Raw genomic sequence first — 19,059 nt, forward strand, 5'->3', positions numbered from 1 at the left:
GAAGCGAGGGTATTAAAGCACACCCGCCCGAACCGTTCCACCAAATGAGAAGCGCGCTACACTGACCTTCAGTTCAAGATTGGGAGGTCGTTCTTGCGTCTCTTGCTTCGTGTGCTCGGCTCACTGCTGGGCCTCATCGTCCTCGCGGCGGTCGCCGCGTTTCTCTTCGTGTCGTTCACGGCCGCGCCGCGAACGACAGGCACGGTTCGTGTGTCGGGCCCGAGCGGTCCCGTCACCATCACGCGCGACGTGCACGGCGTTCCCCACATCGTCGCGACGGCGAGCGACGAGGACGCCTTGTTCGGCCTCGGCTTCGTCCACGCTCAAGACCGCTTGTGGCAGATGGAATTCCAAAGGCGCGTCGGCGCCGGTCGCCTCAGCGAGGTGCTGGGATCCGCCGCCGTGGAACAGGACAAGTTTTTACGCACCTGGGGCTTTTACCGCGCGGCGCGCCAAGCGTTGCCCGCCTTGAGCGCACGCACGCGACGCCTGCTCACGGCTTACACGGCGGGCGTGAACGCGGGCATCGCGCAAGGCAAGCGCCCGCTGGAGTTTCGTTTGCTGCGCTTCGAGCCCGAGACGTGGACGGACGTCGACTCGCTCGTGTGGTCGAAGCTCATGGCCTTCGACCTCGGCGGAAACTGGGAAGAGGAACTCGGCGGGCAGGACGTCGCCGAGAAGCTCGGCAAGGACCAAGTTCCCCTCCTCTACCCCGCCTATCCGAAGGACGGCCCGACGATTCTCAGCGCGGTCGACTTGCAGCACGGCAACTCGGCGCGCGTCGCGCCTTCCACCTCCTCGGCCTTGCTGCCCGCGACGCGCGCCGCGCTGCGCGCTCAGCTCGACGTCGCGCACGGTCTCGGCTTTCGGCCCGACCCGGACAAGGGCAGCAACAACTGGGTGATCTCGGGCCGCTTCACGAAGAGCGGCAAACCTCTGCTCGCCGACGATCCGCACCTCGGCCTCTCGGCGCCGATGCTGTGGTACCTCGCCGAGCTGAAAGGTCCGACCCTCCACGTCATCGGCGCGACGATTCCCGGCTTGCCCGGCGTCGTGATCGGGCGCACCGAGCGCGTCGCGTGGGGCGTGACGAACACCGGACCCGACGTTCAAGACCTTTTCGTGCTGCCCGAGAACGCCAAGGTCAAGAGCCGCGAGGAAGTCATCAAGGTCAGCGGCAAGCCCGACGTGCGCCTCACCGTGCAAGAAAGCACCTTCGGCCCGATCATCACGGGGGTGGGCGGCGTGACGCGCCAGCGAGTGGCGCTTCGTTGGCCCGCGCTCGATCCCGGTGATACGACCCTCGACGCGTTCTTGGGTTTGAACTACGCGCGCGACTGGCAAGACTTCCGAACGGCGCTTCGGTCTTTCGTCGCGCCGATGCAAAACTTCGTGTACGCCGACGTGAGCGGCAACATCGGCTACATCGCGCCCGGCAAGATTCCCGTGCGCGACGGCTGGGACGGTCGTCTGCCCGTGACCGGCGACGGTTCGAAGCGCTGGACGGGTTACGTGGCGTTCGACGACTTGCCGTACGTGTACAACCCGCCCGAGGGGCTCATCGTCACGGCGAACAACAAGGCGGTCCCCGATTCGTATCCGTACCTGCTCGCGAACGATTCGATGTGGGCCGCGCCGTACCGCGCTCAGCGCATCCTGCAACTTGTGAAGGACAAGGTTGGCCTCACCGTGACCGACATGCAGGCCGCGCAATACGACGTGCAAAGCTTGCTGTGGGCGGACTTCAAGGACGCCTTGCTGAAGACGACGCCGAAAGACGACGTCTCGAAGTCGGCGCTGAACGCGCTGCGAAGCTGGAACGGACGGCAAACGCTCGACTCGGTCGGCAGCAGCGTGTTCGCCGCGTGGTACTCGGAATTGTCCACGATGCCGATGGACGAGTTGCGCCAAGACGGGCACTGGAACTCTCCGGCGTTCCTCTTGACGCAACTGCAAAAAGACGGGCCTTACTGCCGAGCGGCGCAGACGGTGACGTCGTGCGAAGACTGGCTGGCCGTGACGCTGCAACGCGCGACCGCCAAGCTCGCCAAGCAACTCGGCCCCGACGTGAGCGGGTGGCGCTGGGAACGTCTGCACAAGACGGCGAGCAACCACCGCGCGCTCGGCGGCGTGAAGGCCGTCAATTGGATTTGGAATCGCTCGATCGCCTCGGCGGGCGGCCTTTCCACGGTGAACGTCGGCAGTTACGACCTCGACACGTTCTCGCAGACGAACGCGCCGAGTTACCGTCACGTCGTCGATCTCGCCGACATGAACGCCAGTCGCTTCGTCGGCACGCTCGGTCAGTCGGGCAATCCGCTCGACGCGCGCTACGACGATCAGCAGGCGTTGTGGCGCGACGGGAAGTACCTGCCGATGAGCACGAACGAGCAAGACTGGGGCCGCACGCAAGTTCTCACGCTTCGGCCGAAGTGAACGCCAGCGCCCGCTCCACGAGGTCGAGGTCTCGCAGCACCTCGGGGCGGGCGAAGCGGCGGGCAGGTTCGAGGCGCCGCAAGTCCGAAAGCAGCACGGCGCGTAGCGCGGGGTCCCGCTTCCTGAGGAGGTGCGGACCCCACTTCACGGCGAGGTCGAGCGGAAGGCCGTCGTACGCGGGGTCTTCTCCCCCGCCACGCGTCAGCGACACGATGGGATAGCGCCAAAACCCCTCGGCGAGCGCCTCGTCCGCGACGTGATACCCGTTCGCCCGCGCCCACTGCCGCAGAAGGCCGGAATCGTCGTTGGGTTGCACGACGAGGCGAGGCGGCACCCTCGGCCCTCCCCTGTCCAGCACGCCGAGCATCGTGCGCACGCCGAGACCCGTCATGCTCGCGCTTTCGACCTCGCCGACCGAGACGGGATCGAAGCCGTCACCGAGCCGAACGTCCACTCGGTCTTCCAGCCGCGTCTTCACGACGTGACGGCGCGCGAGGGCGAACGGCGTCTCGTTCTTTTCGACGATGACGCAGCGCTTCACGCGGTCGCGTCGCACGAGTTCGATCGGAAGGCGCGCGTGATCCGAACCGATGTCGACGTGAACGTCGGCTCGGATGAAGGACAAGGCCGCTTCGAGGCGAGCTTCGAGCTTCACGCGGGCCGCACCACGTCCCCGACGCGAAGCACGCCGCCTTCGAGGACGCGGGCCGTGATGCCGCCATGGCCTCGAACGACGTTGTAGCCGCCCTCGCCGAGGTTTTCTTCCATCCTGGAGCACGGATGGCACGGCCCCGTTCCTTGCAGCAAGACGCTTCCGACGTAAAACCGTTCGTCCTTGAGGGCCAACAAGTTGATACCCGACACGACGAGGTTGCGCCGCAAGTCCTCGGGCGTCACGTCCCGCGCCGCGAGGGCGATCATGACGGGGAAGTGCTCGGCTTGAATGAGGGTCACTTGCCGTTTGGCGTCGCTGGGCGTCTTCGCGTCGCGGTGGTCGCCGTGGAGACCGACGCCGACGATGGCTTGCGTCTCAGGGACGTCGCGCATGGGTCCTCGGTGGCGCGTTCGCACGAGAACGCGCTCGATCCTGCCCGCTCTCGGCAAGGTCGTCATGAGGTCTCGCATCGTCTTCACGCGCGTCAGAATCGCATGGAACGCCCGGGGGGTATGTGATCCTCGTTTCGCCGCTTCGCGGGGCCTTCACGGGCTTCCTGAAGGCCAAGAAGAGCCAAGACGGGTGGAGGCAAGCTTCACGCATCGCACGGGTCGAGCTTCGACAGTGGGGAGCATGACGACGCCTAGGGAACTCAGCCATCAACTGCGCGAAGTGCAGACCGAAGACCTTCATCGTCGCCGCCTCCTCGTGGGGTTGTCGATGGTGGGCGCGGCCATGGGCCAGATCGTGTCGCTTTACCAGATGGGCGTGCTCAAGACCCTCCCCGATCCGCCCTTGAACATCTTCGACTCCAGCAAGGTGGACGCGGCCGAATACGCGTACGCGCGCTTCCAAACGCCCGACGCCCTCATGATGATCGTCAACTACGGCATCACCGCGTGGTTGGCGGGCGCGGGAGACAAGGACCGCGCGACGAACGCTCCGTGGATTCCCCTCGCGCTCGCCGCGAAGACGATCGCGGACGCCGCGACGGCCCTCGAACTCGGACGCGAGGAGTACGCGCAGACGAAAAAGCTGTGCTTTTACTGTCAAGTGGCGACCGTCGTGTCCCTCGCGTCCGTCGTCCTCGCCTTGCCCGAGGCGCGCAAGGCGTGGGGCGCGTGGCGCGGCAAGTGAAGCGTGTGTTACCTTGAGAGCGTGAAGGCCTCGTATTTCGCCTATCGAATCCGCCGCGCGTTGGACGGACCGGGCGAAGCGTAGCCGAAATCCACCCCCCGCGGCGTATCCCAGGATGCGCCGCTTTTTCTTGGAGAGGACATGACGAACACGAAGCCCGCGATCGACGAACAACTCGCGCTTCTCAAGCGCGGCGCCGTCCACCTTGTGGACGAGGACGACCTCAAGGCGAAGTTGCAGAGCGGCAAGCAACTGCGCGTGAAGCTCGGCGCGGACCCCACACGGCCCGACTTGCACCTCGGGCACGCCGTCGTGCTGCGCAAGATGCGCCAATTCCAGGACCTCGGGCATAAGGTCATCATGCTGATCGGGGACTTCACGGCGATGATCGGCGATCCCTCGGGCAAGAGCAAGACGCGTCCTCCCGTCACGTTGGAGCAGACGCGCGCGAACGCCAAGAGCTACCTCGATCAGTGCAGTCTCGTCCTCGACATGAATCCGGACGTTCTCGAAATTCGCTACAACGGCGAGTGGCTCGAGCCGATGGGCTACGAGGACGTCATCAAGCTCGCCGCGAAGTACACCGTGGCGCGCATCCTTGAGCGTGACGACTTCACGAAGAGGCTGCAGGCGGGCACGCCGATTTCACTGCACGAACTTCTCTACCCCTTGACGCAGGCGTACGACTCGGTCGCCCTCGACGCCGACGTGGAGCTCGGCGGAACCGATCAGCTCTTCAATTTGCTCGTGGGGCGCGACATTCAGCGAGACTACGGCCAAGAAGCGCAAGTCGTGCTGACGACGCCCCTTCTGGTGGGCCTCGACGGCGTCGAGAAGATGAGCAAGAGCCTCGACAACTACATCGGCTTGACGGACGAGCCCCACGAGATGTTCGCCAAGCTGATGAAGGTGCCGGACACGCTGCTCGACAACTACTTCACGCTCCTGACGAACTTGCCCAAGGAGCGCATCGACGAGTTGCTCGCCGGGCATCCCGTGGAGGCGCACCGCGTGCTCGCACGCGAGGTGACGGGGTGGCTTCATCCTGCCGCCGACCTCGACGCGGCCGAAGAGCGGTACCGCGAGGTCGCCAAGGGTGGAATTCCCGAAGACGTGGCGACGGTGACCGTGGCGTCGACGGAGTTCAACGCGGACGGACGCGTGGGCGTGCTGCGACTCGCGACCTTGGCGGGCCTCGCCGCCTCGAACGGCGAGGCCCGCCGCCTCATTCAGAACCGAGGATTGAAGATCGACGGCGAGACGGTGGAGGACGCGCAACTCGCCCTTTCCCTCGACGCGCCGATCGTGCTGCAGAAGGGCAAGGACAAGTTCGCGCGACTCATTCGGGCCTGAATGACGTGTGGGAGGACCTTTTTCGGTCCTCCCACGTTTTTTGCGCTCCAGAACGTTATGCACAGGTTGGCGAGTTATCCACAGCGTCCCTGTGGATAAATTCCCCAACCTGTGGATATGAAGCTACGCTGAAGAACGTCTTCATGGAGGATTTTGCTTACTTGAGGCGCTCCACGCGAATCATGTTGGTACTGCCGCGCACGCCGAACGGCACGCCCGCCGTCACCACGTACCGATCGCGCAGCTCCGCGAGATTGCTGCGGCGAAGCTCGTCGTTCGCGATGCGCACCATGTCGTCGGTGTCACGCGGATCCTCGGCGAGCATCGGCACGACGCCCCAGGTAAGCGACAGTTGGTTGCGCGTGCGTTCGTTGGGCGTGAGGGCCAAGATCGCCGTACGCGGGCGGTTGCGCGCCACGCGAATGGCCGAGCCGCCCGTGAGGGTGAACGTCACGATCGCCGAGGCGCCCAACGTTTCGGCAACGTCGCACGCGGCGTCGGCGATAGAGTCCGCCGCGAGTTCCGTGTCGATCGTCTGCGCTTGCTGCAAGCGGTACAGGTCGGACGCCTCGGCTTCACGCGCGATGCGGTCCATCATCTGCACGGCCTCCACGGGGTACAAGCCTGCCGCCGATTCCGCCGAGAGCATCACGGCGTCCGTGCCGTCGAAGATGGCGTTGGCGACGTCAGACGCCTCGGCGCGCGTGGGGCGCGGCAAGTTGATCATGCTCTCGAGCATCTGCGTCGCCGTGATGACGGGCTTGGCAGCTTCGCGACACGCGCGGATGAGCTTCTTTTGGATGACCGGCACTTGTTCGGGGCGCATCTCCACGCCGAGGTCGCCGCGCGCCACCATGATGCCGTCCGCTTCACGCAGAATCTCGTCGAAGCGCTCGACGGCTTGCGGCTTTTCGATCTTCGCCATGAGCTTGGCGCGCGAGTTGAAGCGCGCGAGGTAGTGCTTGGCGAGCAGCATGTCGTCACGGGAGCGCACGAACGACAAGGCCACCCAGTCCACGCCGAGCTCCGCTCCGAAGCGCATGTCCTCGACGTCCTTCTCGCTCATGGCGGGCACGCTGAGGTCCGCTTCGGGCACGTTGATGCCCTTGTTGTTCTTCAGCACCCCGCCGATCGTGACGGTCGTCTCGACGGCGTTGCCCTTGACGCTGTCGACGGTGAGGGCCATGTTGCCGTCGTCGAGGAGCAGCATCATGCCGGGCCGCACGTCTTCGGCGAGCCCTTTGTACGTGCTGGTGACGCGCGTCTCGTCACCTTCGACCTCTTCCATGGTGATCGTGAACTTCTGGCCGGCGGCGAGCGTAACGCGGCCGTCCTTGAAGCGTCCGACGCGGATCTTCGGGCCTTGCAGGTCCTGCAGGATGCCGATCGTGACGCCCTTCTTCTGCGCGAGGGACCGGACGAGATCGACGGTGTCGCGGTGGTCTTGCGGGTCGCCGTGCGAAAAGTTCATGCGCACGACGTTCATGCCCGCCTCGATCATACGTTCGAGCGTTTCGGCGTTGCGCGAGGCGGGGCCGACGGTCGCGACGATTTTCGTGGCGCGATCAAAGTGTTTCATGAGAGAACCTCATTCCTCAGCAATGGGACGGCGTCATCGCCGTCCCGACATCGTTTCCAGATTAAGCTTTGAGCGCCGGACCGTGTGAGAGCTCCGGTGAGCCGAACTCAACTTTGCGGCTGGCTGCCCTGCTGGTTGAAGGCGCCGCGCCCGAGGTACACCGCGCGCGAACCGAGCGCGTGCTCGATGCGCAGCAACTGGTTGTACTTCGCAATGCGGTCCGAGCGGCTCGCCGAGCCCGTCTTGATTTGACCGGCGTTCGTGGCGACGGCGAGGTCGGCGATGAAGGCGTCCTCGCTCTCCCCCGAGCGGTGGGAGATGACGGTGGTGTAGCGGTTGCGCTTGGCGAGTTCGATGGCGTCCATCGCCTCGGTGAGGGTGCCGATCTGGTTGACCTTCACGAGGATCGAGTTGGCGACGTGGCGATCGATGCCTTGACGCAAGCGAGCGGGATTGGTGACGAACAAGTCGTCGCCAACGAGTTGCACGCGGTCCCCGAGGGTCTGCGTGATGAGTTGCCAGCCTTCCCAGTCGTCCTCGGCGAGGCAATCCTCGATGGAGATGATGGGGTAACGGCTCGCCCAGTCGGCCCAGAAGTCGACCATTTCCTCGCTGGACAGCACGCGGCCTTCGCCTTCGAGGTGGTACTTGCCGTCCTTGTACAGCTCGGTTACGGCGGGGTCGAGGGCAATCATGATGTCCTTGCCGGGCTCGTAGCCCGCCTTCTGGATCGCTTCGAGCAGCACTTCGAGCGCTTCCTCGTTGCTGCCGAGGTCGGGCGCGAAGCCGCCCTCGTCGCCGACGTTGGTGTTGTAGCCGCGCGCCGAGAGGACCTTTTTGAGATTGTGGAAGGTCTCGGCGCCGTAGCGAAGCGCTTCGCGGAAGGTGGGCGCTCCGACGGGCATCACCATGAACTCTTGGAAATCGACGTTGTTGTCGGCGTGGGCGCCCCCGTTGATGACGTTCATCATCGGCACGGGCAGGACACGCGCGTTGCTGCCGCCGAGGTAGCGGTACAGCGGCACGTCGAGTTCGGTGGCGGCGGCGCGCGCCGAGGCGAGCGACACGGCCAGCATGGCGTTGCCGCCGAGCTTGCTTTTGTTGGGCGTGCCGTCGAGGTCGAGCATCACCTGGTCGACCTCGGCCTGCTGCGACGCGTCCATGCCCGTCAAGGCGGGCGCGATGACGTTCTCGACGTTCTCGACGGCGCGCAGGACGCCCTTGCCCATGTAGCGCGCTCCGCCGTCGCGCAGTTCGTTCGCTTCGTGCGAGCCGGTCGACGCGCCCGACGGAACGATCGCGCGGCCCGAGAAGCCGCTTTCCAGGTGCACTTCCGCTTCGACGGTAGGGTTCCCGCGCGAGTCGAGCACTTCGCGAGCCACAATGCGTTCGATCCTCATGACAGCCTCCATTCAACCTCGCGCTCTGAGTTGGACCGGGCGAGGTGTAGCGCGGACACTATACCCGGTTCGCACGTGCCGCGTGCAAGACTCGCGAACCGAGCCGTGCTCAAACCCGGAGCGGCACGACGACGGCGAGGTAGCCGCCTTGATCCGTGCCCTTGAACATCGCCGGACTGGTCGGCCCGCTGAACAGCAACTCGGCGTCTCCCTCGATCGGCCCGAGCGCGTCGAGGACGTACTTGGCATTGAAACCGAGGCTCATGGCGGGCTCCGCTCCGTCTTGCATGACGTCCAAGGTGTCTTGGGCGCGGCCGTAGTCGCCTTCGGCGGCGAGTTGCAGCTTGCCCTCCGAGATCAGGAACTCGACGCGGTTGTTGGCATTTTTGTCGGCAAGCACGGCGACGCGCGACACTGCCTCCTTGAGGCTGGCGGCGGGCAAGATCACGCGCAACTTGACGTCACGCGGAATGACGCGTTCGTAGTCCGGGAACTCGCCGTCGAGCAGCTTGACGTTCATGCGTACGCGCTCGGTGATGATTCCGAGGACGCCTTCGCCGTACGAGATTCCGACGTCACCATCGCGCAAGACCCGGACGATCTCGTCGGCGCTCCTGGCGGGCAGGATGAGATTTCGCGTGTCGCCATGCGACGGAAAGTCACGCAAGGCGAGCCGGAAGCCGTCGGAGGCCACCACGCGCGCCGACGTGCCGCGGCCTTCGAGTTTGATTCCTCGAAACACGGCTTGGAAGGCTTCGGTGGAGGCGGCGTAGCGAACGCTCGACAGTGACCGCGCGAAGTCTTTCGCGTCGAGCTTCGACTCGGCGCGGCTTGGAAAGCTCAGGTGCGGATAAGCGTCGAGTTCGCCGGTTTGCAGTTTGAAGTTGCTGCCGCCCGCCTTGACGTTGAGCTCGCTTTGCTGCAACGACAGTTCGACGAGTTCGCCGCCGAGGTTACGCACGATTTGCGAGAACAAGTGCGCGGGCACGACGAAGGCCGCTTCGGTATCGACGTCCGCCGCGACGAAGCAGGCCATGTCGATTTCGAGGTTGGTGCCGCTCATTGTAAGACCGTGCGGCGTGGCTTCGACTTTCAAGGAGGTGAGGAGGGGGTTGCTGGATCGAGACGGGACGATTCGTTCGAGAAGACCCAGTCCCTCTGCCAGAGTTTTTCGGGAAACCTGCGCTTGCATGGAAGTGGCTTAACCCCTTTCTGTTATAGATATTTTAAAACAGTAGTAGTAGTAGTAGGGCCTGTGGAAACTGTGGATAAGTGCCTTCAAGTTCGTCCACAACACACTTTGGCTTGTGGATAAATCTGTGGATAAGTCGGCCTTTCCTGTGGATAACCTGTGGACAACTCCTGGGGTTATCCACAGGCCTTTTTGGAACAAGTTATCCACAGGGTTATCCACAGGTTATCCACAGGGTTATCCACAGGGTTATCCACAGGAAGTGACACTTTTCTCAACCTTTTGGAACGCCAATTGGAAAAGGTCATTGAACTTCAAAAGAGCTCCTCGAGTCCTTGAACACGGCGTTTGAGCATCTCGATCTGCTGGGTGAGTTCCGAGTCTTTCCCGACTTGTTCGCCGACCTTTTGAGTAGCGTGCAACACCGTGGAGTGGTCGCGCCCGAAGAACATCCCGATTTCGGGCAGCGAGTGAGAGGTCATGCTTCGAATGAGGTACATGGCAATTTGGCGCGGCACGACGACCTCGCGGATTCGTCCAGCGCCCTTCAACGCCTCGATCGGCACGCCGTAATGCTCGGCGACCGCTCGCAGAACGTCCGACATTTCGATCTGCACGTCTTGCGAAGTGAAAACGTCGGTGAGGGCCTTCGCCGCCATCGCCTTCGAAATCGGCACGTTGTTGAGACTCGAATACGCGACGACGCGCACGAGGGCGCCCTCGAGCTCGCGAATGTTACTCGTCACTTGACGCGCGATCAATTCGAGCACGTCTTGAGGAACGTTGATGCGCTTGTGCTCGGCATTCATCTTCAAGATGGCGACGCGCGTTTCGAATTCCGGACTTTGAATGTCCGTGATCAAACCCCATTCGAAGCGGGATCTCAAACGACCTTCCAACGTTTGAATGTCTTTGGGCGGTCGGTCCGATGAAAGAATGATCTGCTTGTGATTTTCGTAGAGCGCGTTGAACGTGTGGAAGAACTCCTCCTGCGTTCGCTCTTTGCCCGCGAGAAACTGGATGTCGTCGACGAGCAGCAAATCTACGCTGCGGTAGCGATTACGAAACTGCGTCATCTTGTCGTCGCGAATCGCGTTGATGAGGTCGTTCGTGAAGCTCTCGGTCGTGACGTACTCCACGCGCTTTTCCGGATGCTTCTCGACGACGTAGTGGCCTACGGCGTGCATGAGGTGCGTTTTGCCGAGGCCGACGTCACCGTACAAAAACAGCGGGTTGTACGTCTTGCCGGGTGAATCCGCGACGGCGAGGGCGGCGGCGTGCGCAAGGTTGTTGTTCGGTCCGACGACGAAATTCTCGAAGATGTACTTCGGATTCAGCGAGCGGCGGCTCGATTCGCTCGGCACGATGATGGAAGATCGCGTACTGGGAGGCGGCGCCGGCGGATCCAAGGGCGAGATCATCGCTTCTTGCACGGCCGGCAACACCTCGAAGGTCACGGCCGGATGCTGCGCGCCCAAATGCCGAAGGGCGTCTTCCAGCAAGTCTTGGTAGTGCTTGCGGAACCACTCCATCGCGAAGGAATTGCGCACACCGAGCACGAGCGCTCCGTCTTGCACGCCAAGTGGCCGAACGGGGACGAACCACGTCCGATACTCCACCTCGGTGATATTTTTTCGGACGTACGTCAACACGTCCGCCCAGATTTCCTGTGAAATACCAGCACCTCCTTCGGGCGGATACCGACGCGCATCATAGCAAGCCGCACACCTCGGTTTTTGCAGTAGACTATGGCGTTATGGCGACGCGCTGGAACGTCATTGTCATCGGAGGTGGCCACGCCGGCATCGAGGCGGCGTGGGCCGCTCGCAATTTCGGCTCGGTCGCCTTGGTCGTGACGAATCCCGACACGATCGGCCGCATGCCGTGCAACCCGGCCGTGGGTGGACCGGGGAAAAGTCAGCTCGTGTTCGAAGTGCACGCTCTGGGCGGTTTGATGGGCCGCGTCGCGGACGACACTGCGATTCACACGCGCATGCTCAACGCGTCCAAAGGGCCCGCCGTGCAGTCGCTCCGAGTGCAGAACGAACGCGACGAGTACGCGACGCGGGCCCAGGAATACGTCCTTGGGACGGCCGCGCTGGACATCGTGCGCGGTGAAGCCGCGGCGCTGGAGCGTGACGGTGACGATTGGACGGTCGTCACGACCGACGGTCGACGCTTGCGTGCGCGCAGCGTGGTCCTCGCCACCGGCACCTTCCTGCGCGGCCAGACTTGGTACGGCCGCGCCTCGCGGCCCGAAGGACGTCAGGGCGAGCCGCCGTCTCGCTTCCTCTCCTCTACCCTGGAGCGTGGCGGCCACGTCTTGAAGCGCTACAAGACCGGGACGCCTCCGCGCATTCGCGCCGACTCGGTGAGGTTCGAGGACTTGATGGAACTTCCCGCCGACGCCGATCCTCGCTCGTTCGGCGGACGTCCGGGACCGCGCGCGGCGTCCACACCGACGTGGCAGACGTACACGACGCCACGTACCCACGAGCTTATTCAGGACAATTTGCACGAGTCTCCCATGTACGCGGGCGACATCGAAGGCTTGGGGCCACGCTACTGTCCGTCAATCGAGGACAAGGTCGTGCGCTTCGCTCATCACGAACGCCACCTGCTGTTCGTCGAGCCCGACGGGCGTGAAACAAGCGAGGTGTATTTGCAGGGTTTTTCGAGCAGCTTGCCGCCTCGCTTGCAAGACGAACTCGTGCGAACGCTGCCGGGCTTCGAAGCGGCCGTCGTTCAGCGATACGCTTACGCGGTCGAGTACGACGTGGTCGACTCGCGCGAGCTGACCTTGAACCTCGAGTCACGCTTTTTGCCCGGCGTGTTTTTGGCGGGCCAAGTCGTCGGGACGAGCGGTTACGAGGAAGCGGCGGCCCAAGGCCTTGTGGCGGGAGTCGCGGCGGCGAGGCGAGCGGCCGATTTGCCCGAGCTGTTCTTCCAACGAGCTCAAGGATATCTTGGCGTGCTGCTCGACGACCTCGTGCTGCGCGGCAGCGACGAGCCGTACCGCATGATGACCAGCCGAGTGGAACATCGCCTGTTGGTTCGACAGGACAACGCCGACGAACGCCTCACGAACTTCGGTCACGTGCTCGGCGTGGTCGGCGAGAGCGAAGTCGAGCGGGTTGGAGCGAAGTACGCGCGGATCGAGAGTGGGATGGCGGCCCTTCGTCAGCAGCGTGTGAACGGGGTTACCGGCGACGCGTGGCTTCGCCGCCCGGAAATGTCGCTGGCCGATGTGGAAGCGCTCGGCATGACCTTGCCCGAGTTGAACCGCGATGAGCGTGAAGCCGTGGAAATCCGTGTGAAGTACGCGGGCTATATCGAACGAACGAAGCGGCAGTTGGAAGCCGAGGCGTCCTCCGACAGCGTGGAACTCGGCGACTTGGACTTTCATGCGGTGCCCGCTTTGTCTCTGGAAGCACGCGAGAAGCTGGAGCGCGCCCGACCGAGAACGCTCGGCCAAGCGGCGCGCCTTCCCGGCGTCCGACACTCGGACATCAGCGCCCTTCTCGTTCACCTCAAGTCGGGCAAACGCGTTTCACGGGAAACTTGACGGTGAAACAAGTCGTCCTCGGTGAGTTCGATCAAGGCCTCCTTCTCGGCATTCTCGTCGGCGAGGGGCATTTCGGCGGCGACGGTCTTCAACCGCACGTCACCGTTCGTATGCATACGCGTCATGAGCGGCTCTTTCGCCGCTTGCTCGAATTGTGTCCCGGATCGAAGCTGTACGGGCCGTACCACCATGGTGGCCGCAGCTATTTTCAGTGGATGGCGCGCGGAGAAGTTTTGCGGACCTTCCTCGTGCCGCTGATCGACGCGTTGCCGCTCGAAGCCATTGACGATCACGCCTTCGAACGTTACCAAGACATGAAACGGAAGTACGACTTGTGACGCCTGAAGGACGAGCGCTCTTGAAGCGAGGAGCGCTTGAGCTCGGCGTCGACGTGAACGATCGAATCGACGCTTTCGCGACGTTTCTAGACCTTCTGGTCGAAGCGAGCGGGCGCATGAGCCTCACGACGATCCGAGACGAAAGTGGCATCGTCGCGAAGCACTTCGTCGACTCCCTGTCCTGTCTGCGCTCGGAGGTCTTGAATTCGTCGATGAGCGTCATCGACCTCGGAACGGGCGCAGGCTTTCCGGGGCTGCCGCTCGCGATCGCGTGTCCGCATCTCGATGTCCACCTACTCGACGCGACACGGCGCAAGATAGAGTTCGTGGGCAGCGTGATCGAGGCATTGGAATTGCCCAACGCGCACCCGCACGTCGGGCGAGCCGAGACGCTGGGACGCCAAGAGGGGCAGCGCGGTAGGTACGACCGAGTCGTCACGCGAGCGGTCAGCACGCTCGCGACCCTGGTGGAGTTGAGCTTGCCCTTGCTCCGAGACGGGGGCGTCTTGATCGCGCAAAAAGGACCGAGCGTCGTCGACGAGCTCGAAGCCGGCCGCAAAGCAGCGAAGCTCGTCGGGGGAGAGGTCGAGCAGGTCATCGAGTTCAGGCTTCCCATCACGGGCGAGACGCGCTCGCTCGTTCTAGTGCGCAAAACGCGCTCGACGCCCGCCGCGTACCCACGACGTGAAGGTGTGCCGCACAGGAGTCCGCTATTCTAGCGAGAGCGTGAGAATCGTCGGAATTGTGAACCAAAAGGGCGGCGTGGGTAAAACCACGACTGCCGTCAACCTGGCGGCGTACCTGGCGGCGTCCGGCAAACGCGTGCTCGTCGTGGATCTCGATCCTCAAGCCAACGCGACAAGCGGCCTCGGGCATCGCGGCTCGGCGCGAGGCGTCTACGACGCGCTCGACGAGGAGGCGAACGCGTCGGACTTCGTATGCGAAACCAGCCAAGACAACCTCTTTTTGCTGCCAAGCACGCCGGATTTGGCAGGCGCGGGCGTCGAACTCGCAGAAATGCCTTACGCCCTGCGCGACATGCTGCGCACGTTGAACGGCTACGACGTCGTCATGATCGACGCGCCGCCGAGCCTCGGACCCCTGACCGTCAACGTTCTGGCCGCTGCCAACGCCTTGCTGATTCCCTTGCAGGCCGAGTACTACGCCCTCGAAGGCGTAGCGGGCCTCATGGAAACGGTCGACCGCGTGCGCGCCGCCCTCAATCCGAGCTTGCGGGTGCTCGGGATCGTTATCACGATGTTCGACGGACGCACCAACCTCGCGCAGCAAGTCGAGGAGAACGTTCGCGCGCACTTCGGCGAGCTCGTCTTTTGGAGCGTCGTGCCCCGGAACATCCGACTCAGCGAAGCGCCGAGCTTCGCCAAGCCCATCAATCAGTACTCGCCTTTGTCGAGCGGCGCGGGCGCCTACAAGCGTCTTGCCGAGGAGGTGATGCAGCGTGTCCAAAAGATCTAGCCTCGGACGCGGGCTCGACGCCTTGTTGGCGCGTCCCGCTTCGGACGCGCACGACGATGGGCCGCGCACCGTGAAGGTCGATAAACTTCTCCGCTCTTCGTATCAGCCGCGTCAGCACTTCGAGCCGACGGCCCTCGCCGAGCTCGCTCAGAGCATTCGCGACAAAGGCGTCCTTCAACCGCTGCTCGTCCGGCCACGCGGAGAATCGTTCGAAATCGTAGCGGGCGAACGCCGTTGGCGCGCCGCGCAACTCGCCGGCCTCACGGAAGTTCCCGTCGTCGTGCGCGACCTCGCCGACCGCGAAGCGCTCGAAATCGCCATCATCGAGAACTTGCAGCGCGAAGATCTCGGACCTTTGGAAGAGGCGCGGGCGTATCAAGCGCTGCTCGATCAAGGCCTCAGCCAAGAGGAGGTCGCGCAGGCGGTCGGCAAGGGCCGCTCCACGGTCACGAACGCCTTGCGCCTGCTGGCGTTGCCCACGGGCGTGCTCACGGCGTTAGAGGCGGGTCAAATCACGGCGGGGCATGCCCGCGCAATTTTGGCGCAGCCTGACAGCGACCGCGCTTGGGCGCTCGAGCAGATTCGCACGCGTGATCTGACCGTGCGCGAAGCGGAGGCGTTACGCCGCGCCGCCGCGCCGATGATCGAGCCGAAAGCGTCGACGACTCGCCCGTGGCGGCAACTGGAGCTCGACCTTAGCCGCCGAGTGGGAACGCGCGTGAAGATCTCGGGCGCCGACAAGGGCAAGGTGGAACTCAGTTACGGTTCGCAAGAGGAACTCGACCGCATTTTGGCCTTGCTCGGTCACGAACTCGAGTAGCAAGAGCAAGCATCGAAGAGGGGAGGGCAGGCACGCCTGCCCTCCCCTCACCGTGTCTCCTTCAATTCGAGGGGCCGACGAGGTAGATGTTCGGCCAGGGGCGGTACACGCTGCGTAGGGTGTCGCTCCGCACGACCTGACCGTTCTTCGTGAAGCGTCGCACGACCTCGATCGTGGCGCCCGGAGCGGCCCAATCGACTTGGACGCGGCGTCCGGGCGCCACGGTCCGGTCCACGACAAGCCGATCGGCGAGCGCCGGTTGCGTCTTCAAGGTGCGGGGAGCCAAGATCTCCACGAGTTCGGCGCGCGGCTTGCCGAACACCTGGATGCTGAGACGCGCGTCCGCGTCGTCCCAGTCGGCTTGGAACCACAAGGAACCGCCTGTGTCGTTGTCGAACTTGAGGTCCTGGCTTGGCTGATAGATCGTGGCGTCGAGCCCTTGCGGATCGTAGTAGTGGACTTGGTACGAGTGGTTGCGGCGCTCGCGAATCGGCAGGCCCGCCGCGTACAGCGAGCGGAACGCCGTCGTCGACACTTGGCAGATGCCGCCGCCGATGCCTGTCGCCGTACGTTCCCCGGCGATGACGAGGCCCGGCACGAAGCCGTTCTTGGCGCTCACTTCCCCGATGAAGGCGTTGAAGGAAAAGGTCTTGCCTTCGAACAGGCGATCTTGGAAGTGGCGAGCGCCCGCGTGGATGTTCGTGACGCGCGCACGCGACGAACCGACGTAATAAGTGTTGCCTTCACCGAGGAAGTGCGTGAGGCCGCGCGACGCGAACCACGACAAGGTGCGCTTCGGAAAACTCGTGGTGTACACGACGTTCGCCTGGGCCGCTCCCGGATCTTTGAGCGCCGAGGCGACGTTGGCCAGCGTGGCCTCCACGTCGACCTTCACGCCGCCGCGTTGTACGACACGCCATACGCCCGTCGCCGAAGCGAACTCGAAGCGCGCGTCTCGCGGATCACGCTCGAGCGTCTTCGCGAAGCGCTCGATGTCCGCGCGCAAGCTGGACGTCACGCCGAGGGCGCGCAACTGCGCCGTGCGGTCCCGCCCGAGCGCCAGCACTTGACGGGCACTTTCGGTGCCCTTCAGGCCGTTCACGAGGACCGGCACTTGCTCGCTGAACACGATCGACAGCGGTTGGGCCGCTTGGGGCGTGGCCGTCTCCGGAACGCTCGCAGGAGAAGAAGGGGCGGGCGGGGCGGGCTCCGGCTGCGGCACGGGCGCCGGCGTGGTCTCGGCGGATGGGGAAGAGGAGGGCGGCGTGGACTGCTGAGCAAAGGCGACGCCGAGGGACAACATGACGAACAGGGCGCGACGAATCACGCCCTGAGTATTTCATTCCCTCGATCGCCTTGCTTGAGGATGGTCTTCACTCAACGAGGACGGGGATCAACACGGGATTGCGGCCCGTCACCTTGCGGACGAAGCGACGCACGGCGCCGTACATGTCGTCTCGCACGTCCTCCAAGCGCTTCTTTTCGCGCAAGCCCGCCTCGACGGCTTCGAGAGCCACCTTGCGGATGTTGCCCTCCAAGTCGCGGTTGGCCTTCACGAAGCCGCGCGACACGAGTTCCACGTGCGGCGTGGGATGCAGAACGGCCGTCATGATGAGCACGCCGTCCTGACTCATGGCGAGGCGGTCTTGAATGATGTCGTCGCTGATGTCGCCGACACCGAGCCCGTCGACGTACACCGCGCCCGACGGAACCGTGCCCGTCACGCGGAAGTCGTCGGCCGTGAGGCGGACGACGTCGCCGTTCTTGGCGATGAGGGTACGCTTCGGCGGCTTCGGCATGCCCTGCGCGAGTCGCGCGTGGTTGATCTGGTGCCTGGGCTCGCCGTGCCACGGCAAGAAGAACTTGGGATTGGCGAGGTTCAGCACCATCTTGAGTTCCTCTTGAGAGCCGTGGCCTGACGCGTGCACTTTGTACGTCGGCGGATAGTAGACTTCCACGCCGATTTCGTACAAGCGGTTGATGACGGTGTTCACCGCTTCCTCGTTGCCGGGAATGGGGCTGCTCGACAAGATCACGGTGTCACCGCGGTGCAAGGCGATCTTGGCGTGATTGCCGAACGCGAGGCGCGACAAGACGCTCATCGGCTGCCCTTGCGAGCCCGTGCACAAGAACAGCACTTGAGAATCTTGCAAGTCGCCCATTTCGTCCGTGCTGACGAGGCCGTCCTTCATCTCCAGGTAGCCGAGGTTCAGCGCGACTTGCGCGTACTTCACCATCGAGCGGCCTTCCATCACGACGCGCCGCCCCAGTTTCTCGGCGACGTGAACGACGTTTTGAAGACGGTGCGTGTGCGACGCGAAGGTCGTGACGAACACGCGGCCCTTGGCGCCCTCGATGATTTTCTCGATGTTCGCGGCGATGTCCGCCTCGCTCATCGTGGTGCCAGGCCGCTCGGCGTTCGTGGAATCCGAAATCAGCATCAGCACGCCTTCGGCGCCCGCCTGCGCGATCTTGGCGAGGTGGCTGGGCTTGCCGTCGGTCGGATGCTGGTCGAGCTTGAAGTCGCCGGTGTGCACGATTCGTCCGACGGGCGTGTGCAGCACGTACCCCATGTTGTCGGGAATGGAGTGCGTCATGCGGAAGAAGTCCACGGTGAAGTGGCGCCCGATACGAATGCGCGCGTCCGTGTCCACTTCGCGAAGATCCACGTCGTTCTCGCGAATGCCGAACTCGCTGAGCTTCTCTCGCAGCAAGCCGAGGGTGAGCTTCGCCGCGTGAATGGGCACCTTCGGCAAGCGCGGCAGGATGTACGGCAGCGCGCCGATGTGGTCCTCGTGACCGTGCGTCAGCACCCAGCCTTTGATGAGGCCCGCGTTTTGCTGCAGGTAGTCGATGCGCGGAATCAGCAAGTCGATGCCGAGCATGTGAGAATCGGGAAAGGCGAGACCGCCGTCCACGATCATGATTTCGTCGCCGTAACGGTAGGCGAACATGTTCTTGCCGATCTCGCCCATACCGCCGAGCGGGATGACTTCGAGGTGCTTGTCCATTCAAAACTCCTTGGGAACTGCGCGGTCGGGGACTGCTCGAACAGAGCCGCTCAATAGGTGCGGCGATGCGTTGCAGCATGAATGAAGCGCGCCGAAA

General features: G+C 63.9%; 16 protein-coding genes. 8 read left to right on the forward strand and 8 right to left on the reverse strand.

Annotated elements, in window-relative coordinates; all coding sequences use genetic code 11:
• Positions 1-93 precede the first annotated feature (93 nt).
• Positions 94-2,436 (forward strand): penicillin acylase family protein, encoded by a 2,343-nt coding sequence (locus DES52_RS15225; protein ID WP_110887675.1) that lies wholly within the window; start codon positions 94-96, stop codon positions 2,434-2,436.
• Here the strand turns inward: DES52_RS15225 and DES52_RS15230 are convergent.
• Together DES52_RS15230 and DES52_RS15235 are read right to left on the reverse strand one after the other, a co-directional pair.
• The gene (locus DES52_RS15230) at positions 2,417-3,091 is read right to left on the reverse strand and encodes a tRNA (adenine(22)-N(1))-methyltransferase TrmK (protein WP_110887676.1); all 675 of its coding nucleotides are present in this window, start codon (positions 3,089-3,091) and stop codon (positions 2,417-2,419) included. The two genes, DES52_RS15225 and DES52_RS15230, sit on opposite strands and share 20 nt — an antisense overlap.
• Positions 3,088-3,570: an MOSC domain-containing protein gene (locus tag DES52_RS15235; protein ID WP_110887677.1), complete on the reverse strand. Its 483-nt coding sequence runs from the start codon at positions 3,568-3,570 to the stop codon at positions 3,088-3,090. Before DES52_RS15235 ends, DES52_RS15230 begins: the two co-directional genes overlap by 4 nt.
• Positions 3,571-3,724: 154 nt before the next feature.
• On the opposite strand from DES52_RS15235, the gene DES52_RS15240 reads away from it, so the two are divergent.
• On the forward strand, positions 3,725-4,228 hold the full coding sequence (locus DES52_RS15240; RefSeq protein WP_110887678.1) for a vitamin K epoxide reductase family protein: 504 nt from the start codon (positions 3,725-3,727) through the stop codon (positions 4,226-4,228).
• Positions 4,229-4,369: 141 nt separating this feature from the next.
• Complete coding sequence (gene tyrS / locus DES52_RS15245) at positions 4,370-5,581, forward strand: tyrosine--tRNA ligase (RefSeq protein WP_110887679.1); 1,212 nt, start codon at positions 4,370-4,372, stop codon at positions 5,579-5,581.
• A 157-nt stretch (positions 5,582-5,738) separates the two neighbouring features.
• Here the strand turns inward: tyrS and pyk are convergent, their stop codons facing one another.
• The 4 genes from pyk to dnaA all read right to left on the reverse strand — a co-directional run bounded on the left by pyk (position 5,739) and on the right by dnaA (position 11,404).
• A complete protein-coding gene (gene pyk, locus DES52_RS15250) occupies positions 5,739-7,160 on the reverse strand; it encodes a pyruvate kinase (protein WP_110887680.1) in 1,422 nt (473 codons plus the stop codon).
• A 107-nt stretch (positions 7,161-7,267) separates the two neighbouring features.
• Positions 7,268-8,560, reverse strand: a complete 1,293-nt coding sequence (gene eno / locus DES52_RS15255) for a phosphopyruvate hydratase (RefSeq protein WP_110887681.1) — start codon at positions 8,558-8,560, stop codon at positions 7,268-7,270.
• A 109-nt stretch (positions 8,561-8,669) separates the two neighbouring features.
• The gene (gene dnaN / locus DES52_RS15260; protein ID WP_110887682.1) at positions 8,670-9,752 is read right to left on the reverse strand and encodes a DNA polymerase III subunit beta; all 1,083 of its coding nucleotides are present in this window, start codon (positions 9,750-9,752) and stop codon (positions 8,670-8,672) included.
• A 314-nt stretch (positions 9,753-10,066) separates the two neighbouring features.
• Positions 10,067-11,404 carry a chromosomal replication initiator protein DnaA gene (dnaA, locus tag DES52_RS15265; protein ID WP_245901045.1) on the reverse strand — a complete coding sequence of 446 codons (1,338 nt, stop codon included), beginning with the start codon at positions 11,402-11,404 and terminating at the stop codon, positions 10,067-10,069.
• A 104-nt stretch (positions 11,405-11,508) separates the two neighbouring features.
• Between dnaA and mnmG the strand changes: the two genes are divergently transcribed.
• From mnmG to DES52_RS15290, 5 genes are all read left to right on the forward strand, one after another.
• Positions 11,509-13,317 carry a tRNA uridine-5-carboxymethylaminomethyl(34) synthesis enzyme MnmG gene (gene mnmG / locus DES52_RS15270; protein WP_110887684.1) on the forward strand — a complete coding sequence of 603 codons (1,809 nt, stop codon included), beginning with the start codon at positions 11,509-11,511 and terminating at the stop codon, positions 13,315-13,317.
• Positions 13,318-13,319: 2 nt separating this feature from the next.
• Positions 13,320-13,655, forward strand: coding sequence for a hypothetical protein (locus DES52_RS15275; protein ID WP_245901047.1), 336 nt, complete (start codon positions 13,320-13,322; stop codon positions 13,653-13,655).
• A 53-nt stretch (positions 13,656-13,708) separates the two neighbouring features.
• The gene (rsmG, locus tag DES52_RS15280) at positions 13,709-14,374 is read left to right on the forward strand and encodes a 16S rRNA (guanine(527)-N(7))-methyltransferase RsmG (protein ID WP_245901049.1); all 666 of its coding nucleotides are present in this window, start codon (positions 13,709-13,711) and stop codon (positions 14,372-14,374) included.
• A 7-nt stretch (positions 14,375-14,381) separates the two neighbouring features.
• Positions 14,382-15,131: a ParA family protein gene (locus DES52_RS15285; protein WP_110887687.1), complete on the forward strand. Its 750-nt coding sequence runs from the start codon at positions 14,382-14,384 to the stop codon at positions 15,129-15,131.
• Positions 15,132-15,201: 70 nt separating this feature from the next.
• The gene (locus DES52_RS15290; protein ID WP_425451130.1) at positions 15,202-15,951 is read left to right on the forward strand and encodes a ParB/RepB/Spo0J family partition protein; all 750 of its coding nucleotides are present in this window, start codon (positions 15,202-15,204) and stop codon (positions 15,949-15,951) included.
• Between the two features lie 61 nt (positions 15,952-16,012).
• Here DES52_RS15290 and DES52_RS15295 read toward each other — a convergent pair whose 3' ends face one another.
• Together DES52_RS15295 and DES52_RS15300 are read right to left on the reverse strand one after the other, a co-directional pair.
• Positions 16,013-17,278, reverse strand: a complete 1,266-nt coding sequence (locus DES52_RS15295; RefSeq protein WP_245901051.1) for a VanW family protein — start codon at positions 17,276-17,278, stop codon at positions 16,013-16,015.
• Positions 17,279-17,324: 46 nt separating this feature from the next.
• The gene (locus DES52_RS15300) at positions 17,325-18,962 is read right to left on the reverse strand and encodes a ribonuclease J (protein ID WP_110887689.1); all 1,638 of its coding nucleotides are present in this window, start codon (positions 18,960-18,962) and stop codon (positions 17,325-17,327) included.
• Positions 18,963-19,059: the final 97 nt, after the last annotated feature.

The organism is Deinococcus yavapaiensis KR-236 (assembly GCF_003217515.1).
Taxonomy (GTDB): Bacteria; Deinococcota; Deinococci; order Deinococcales; family Deinococcaceae; genus Deinococcus_A; species Deinococcus_A yavapaiensis.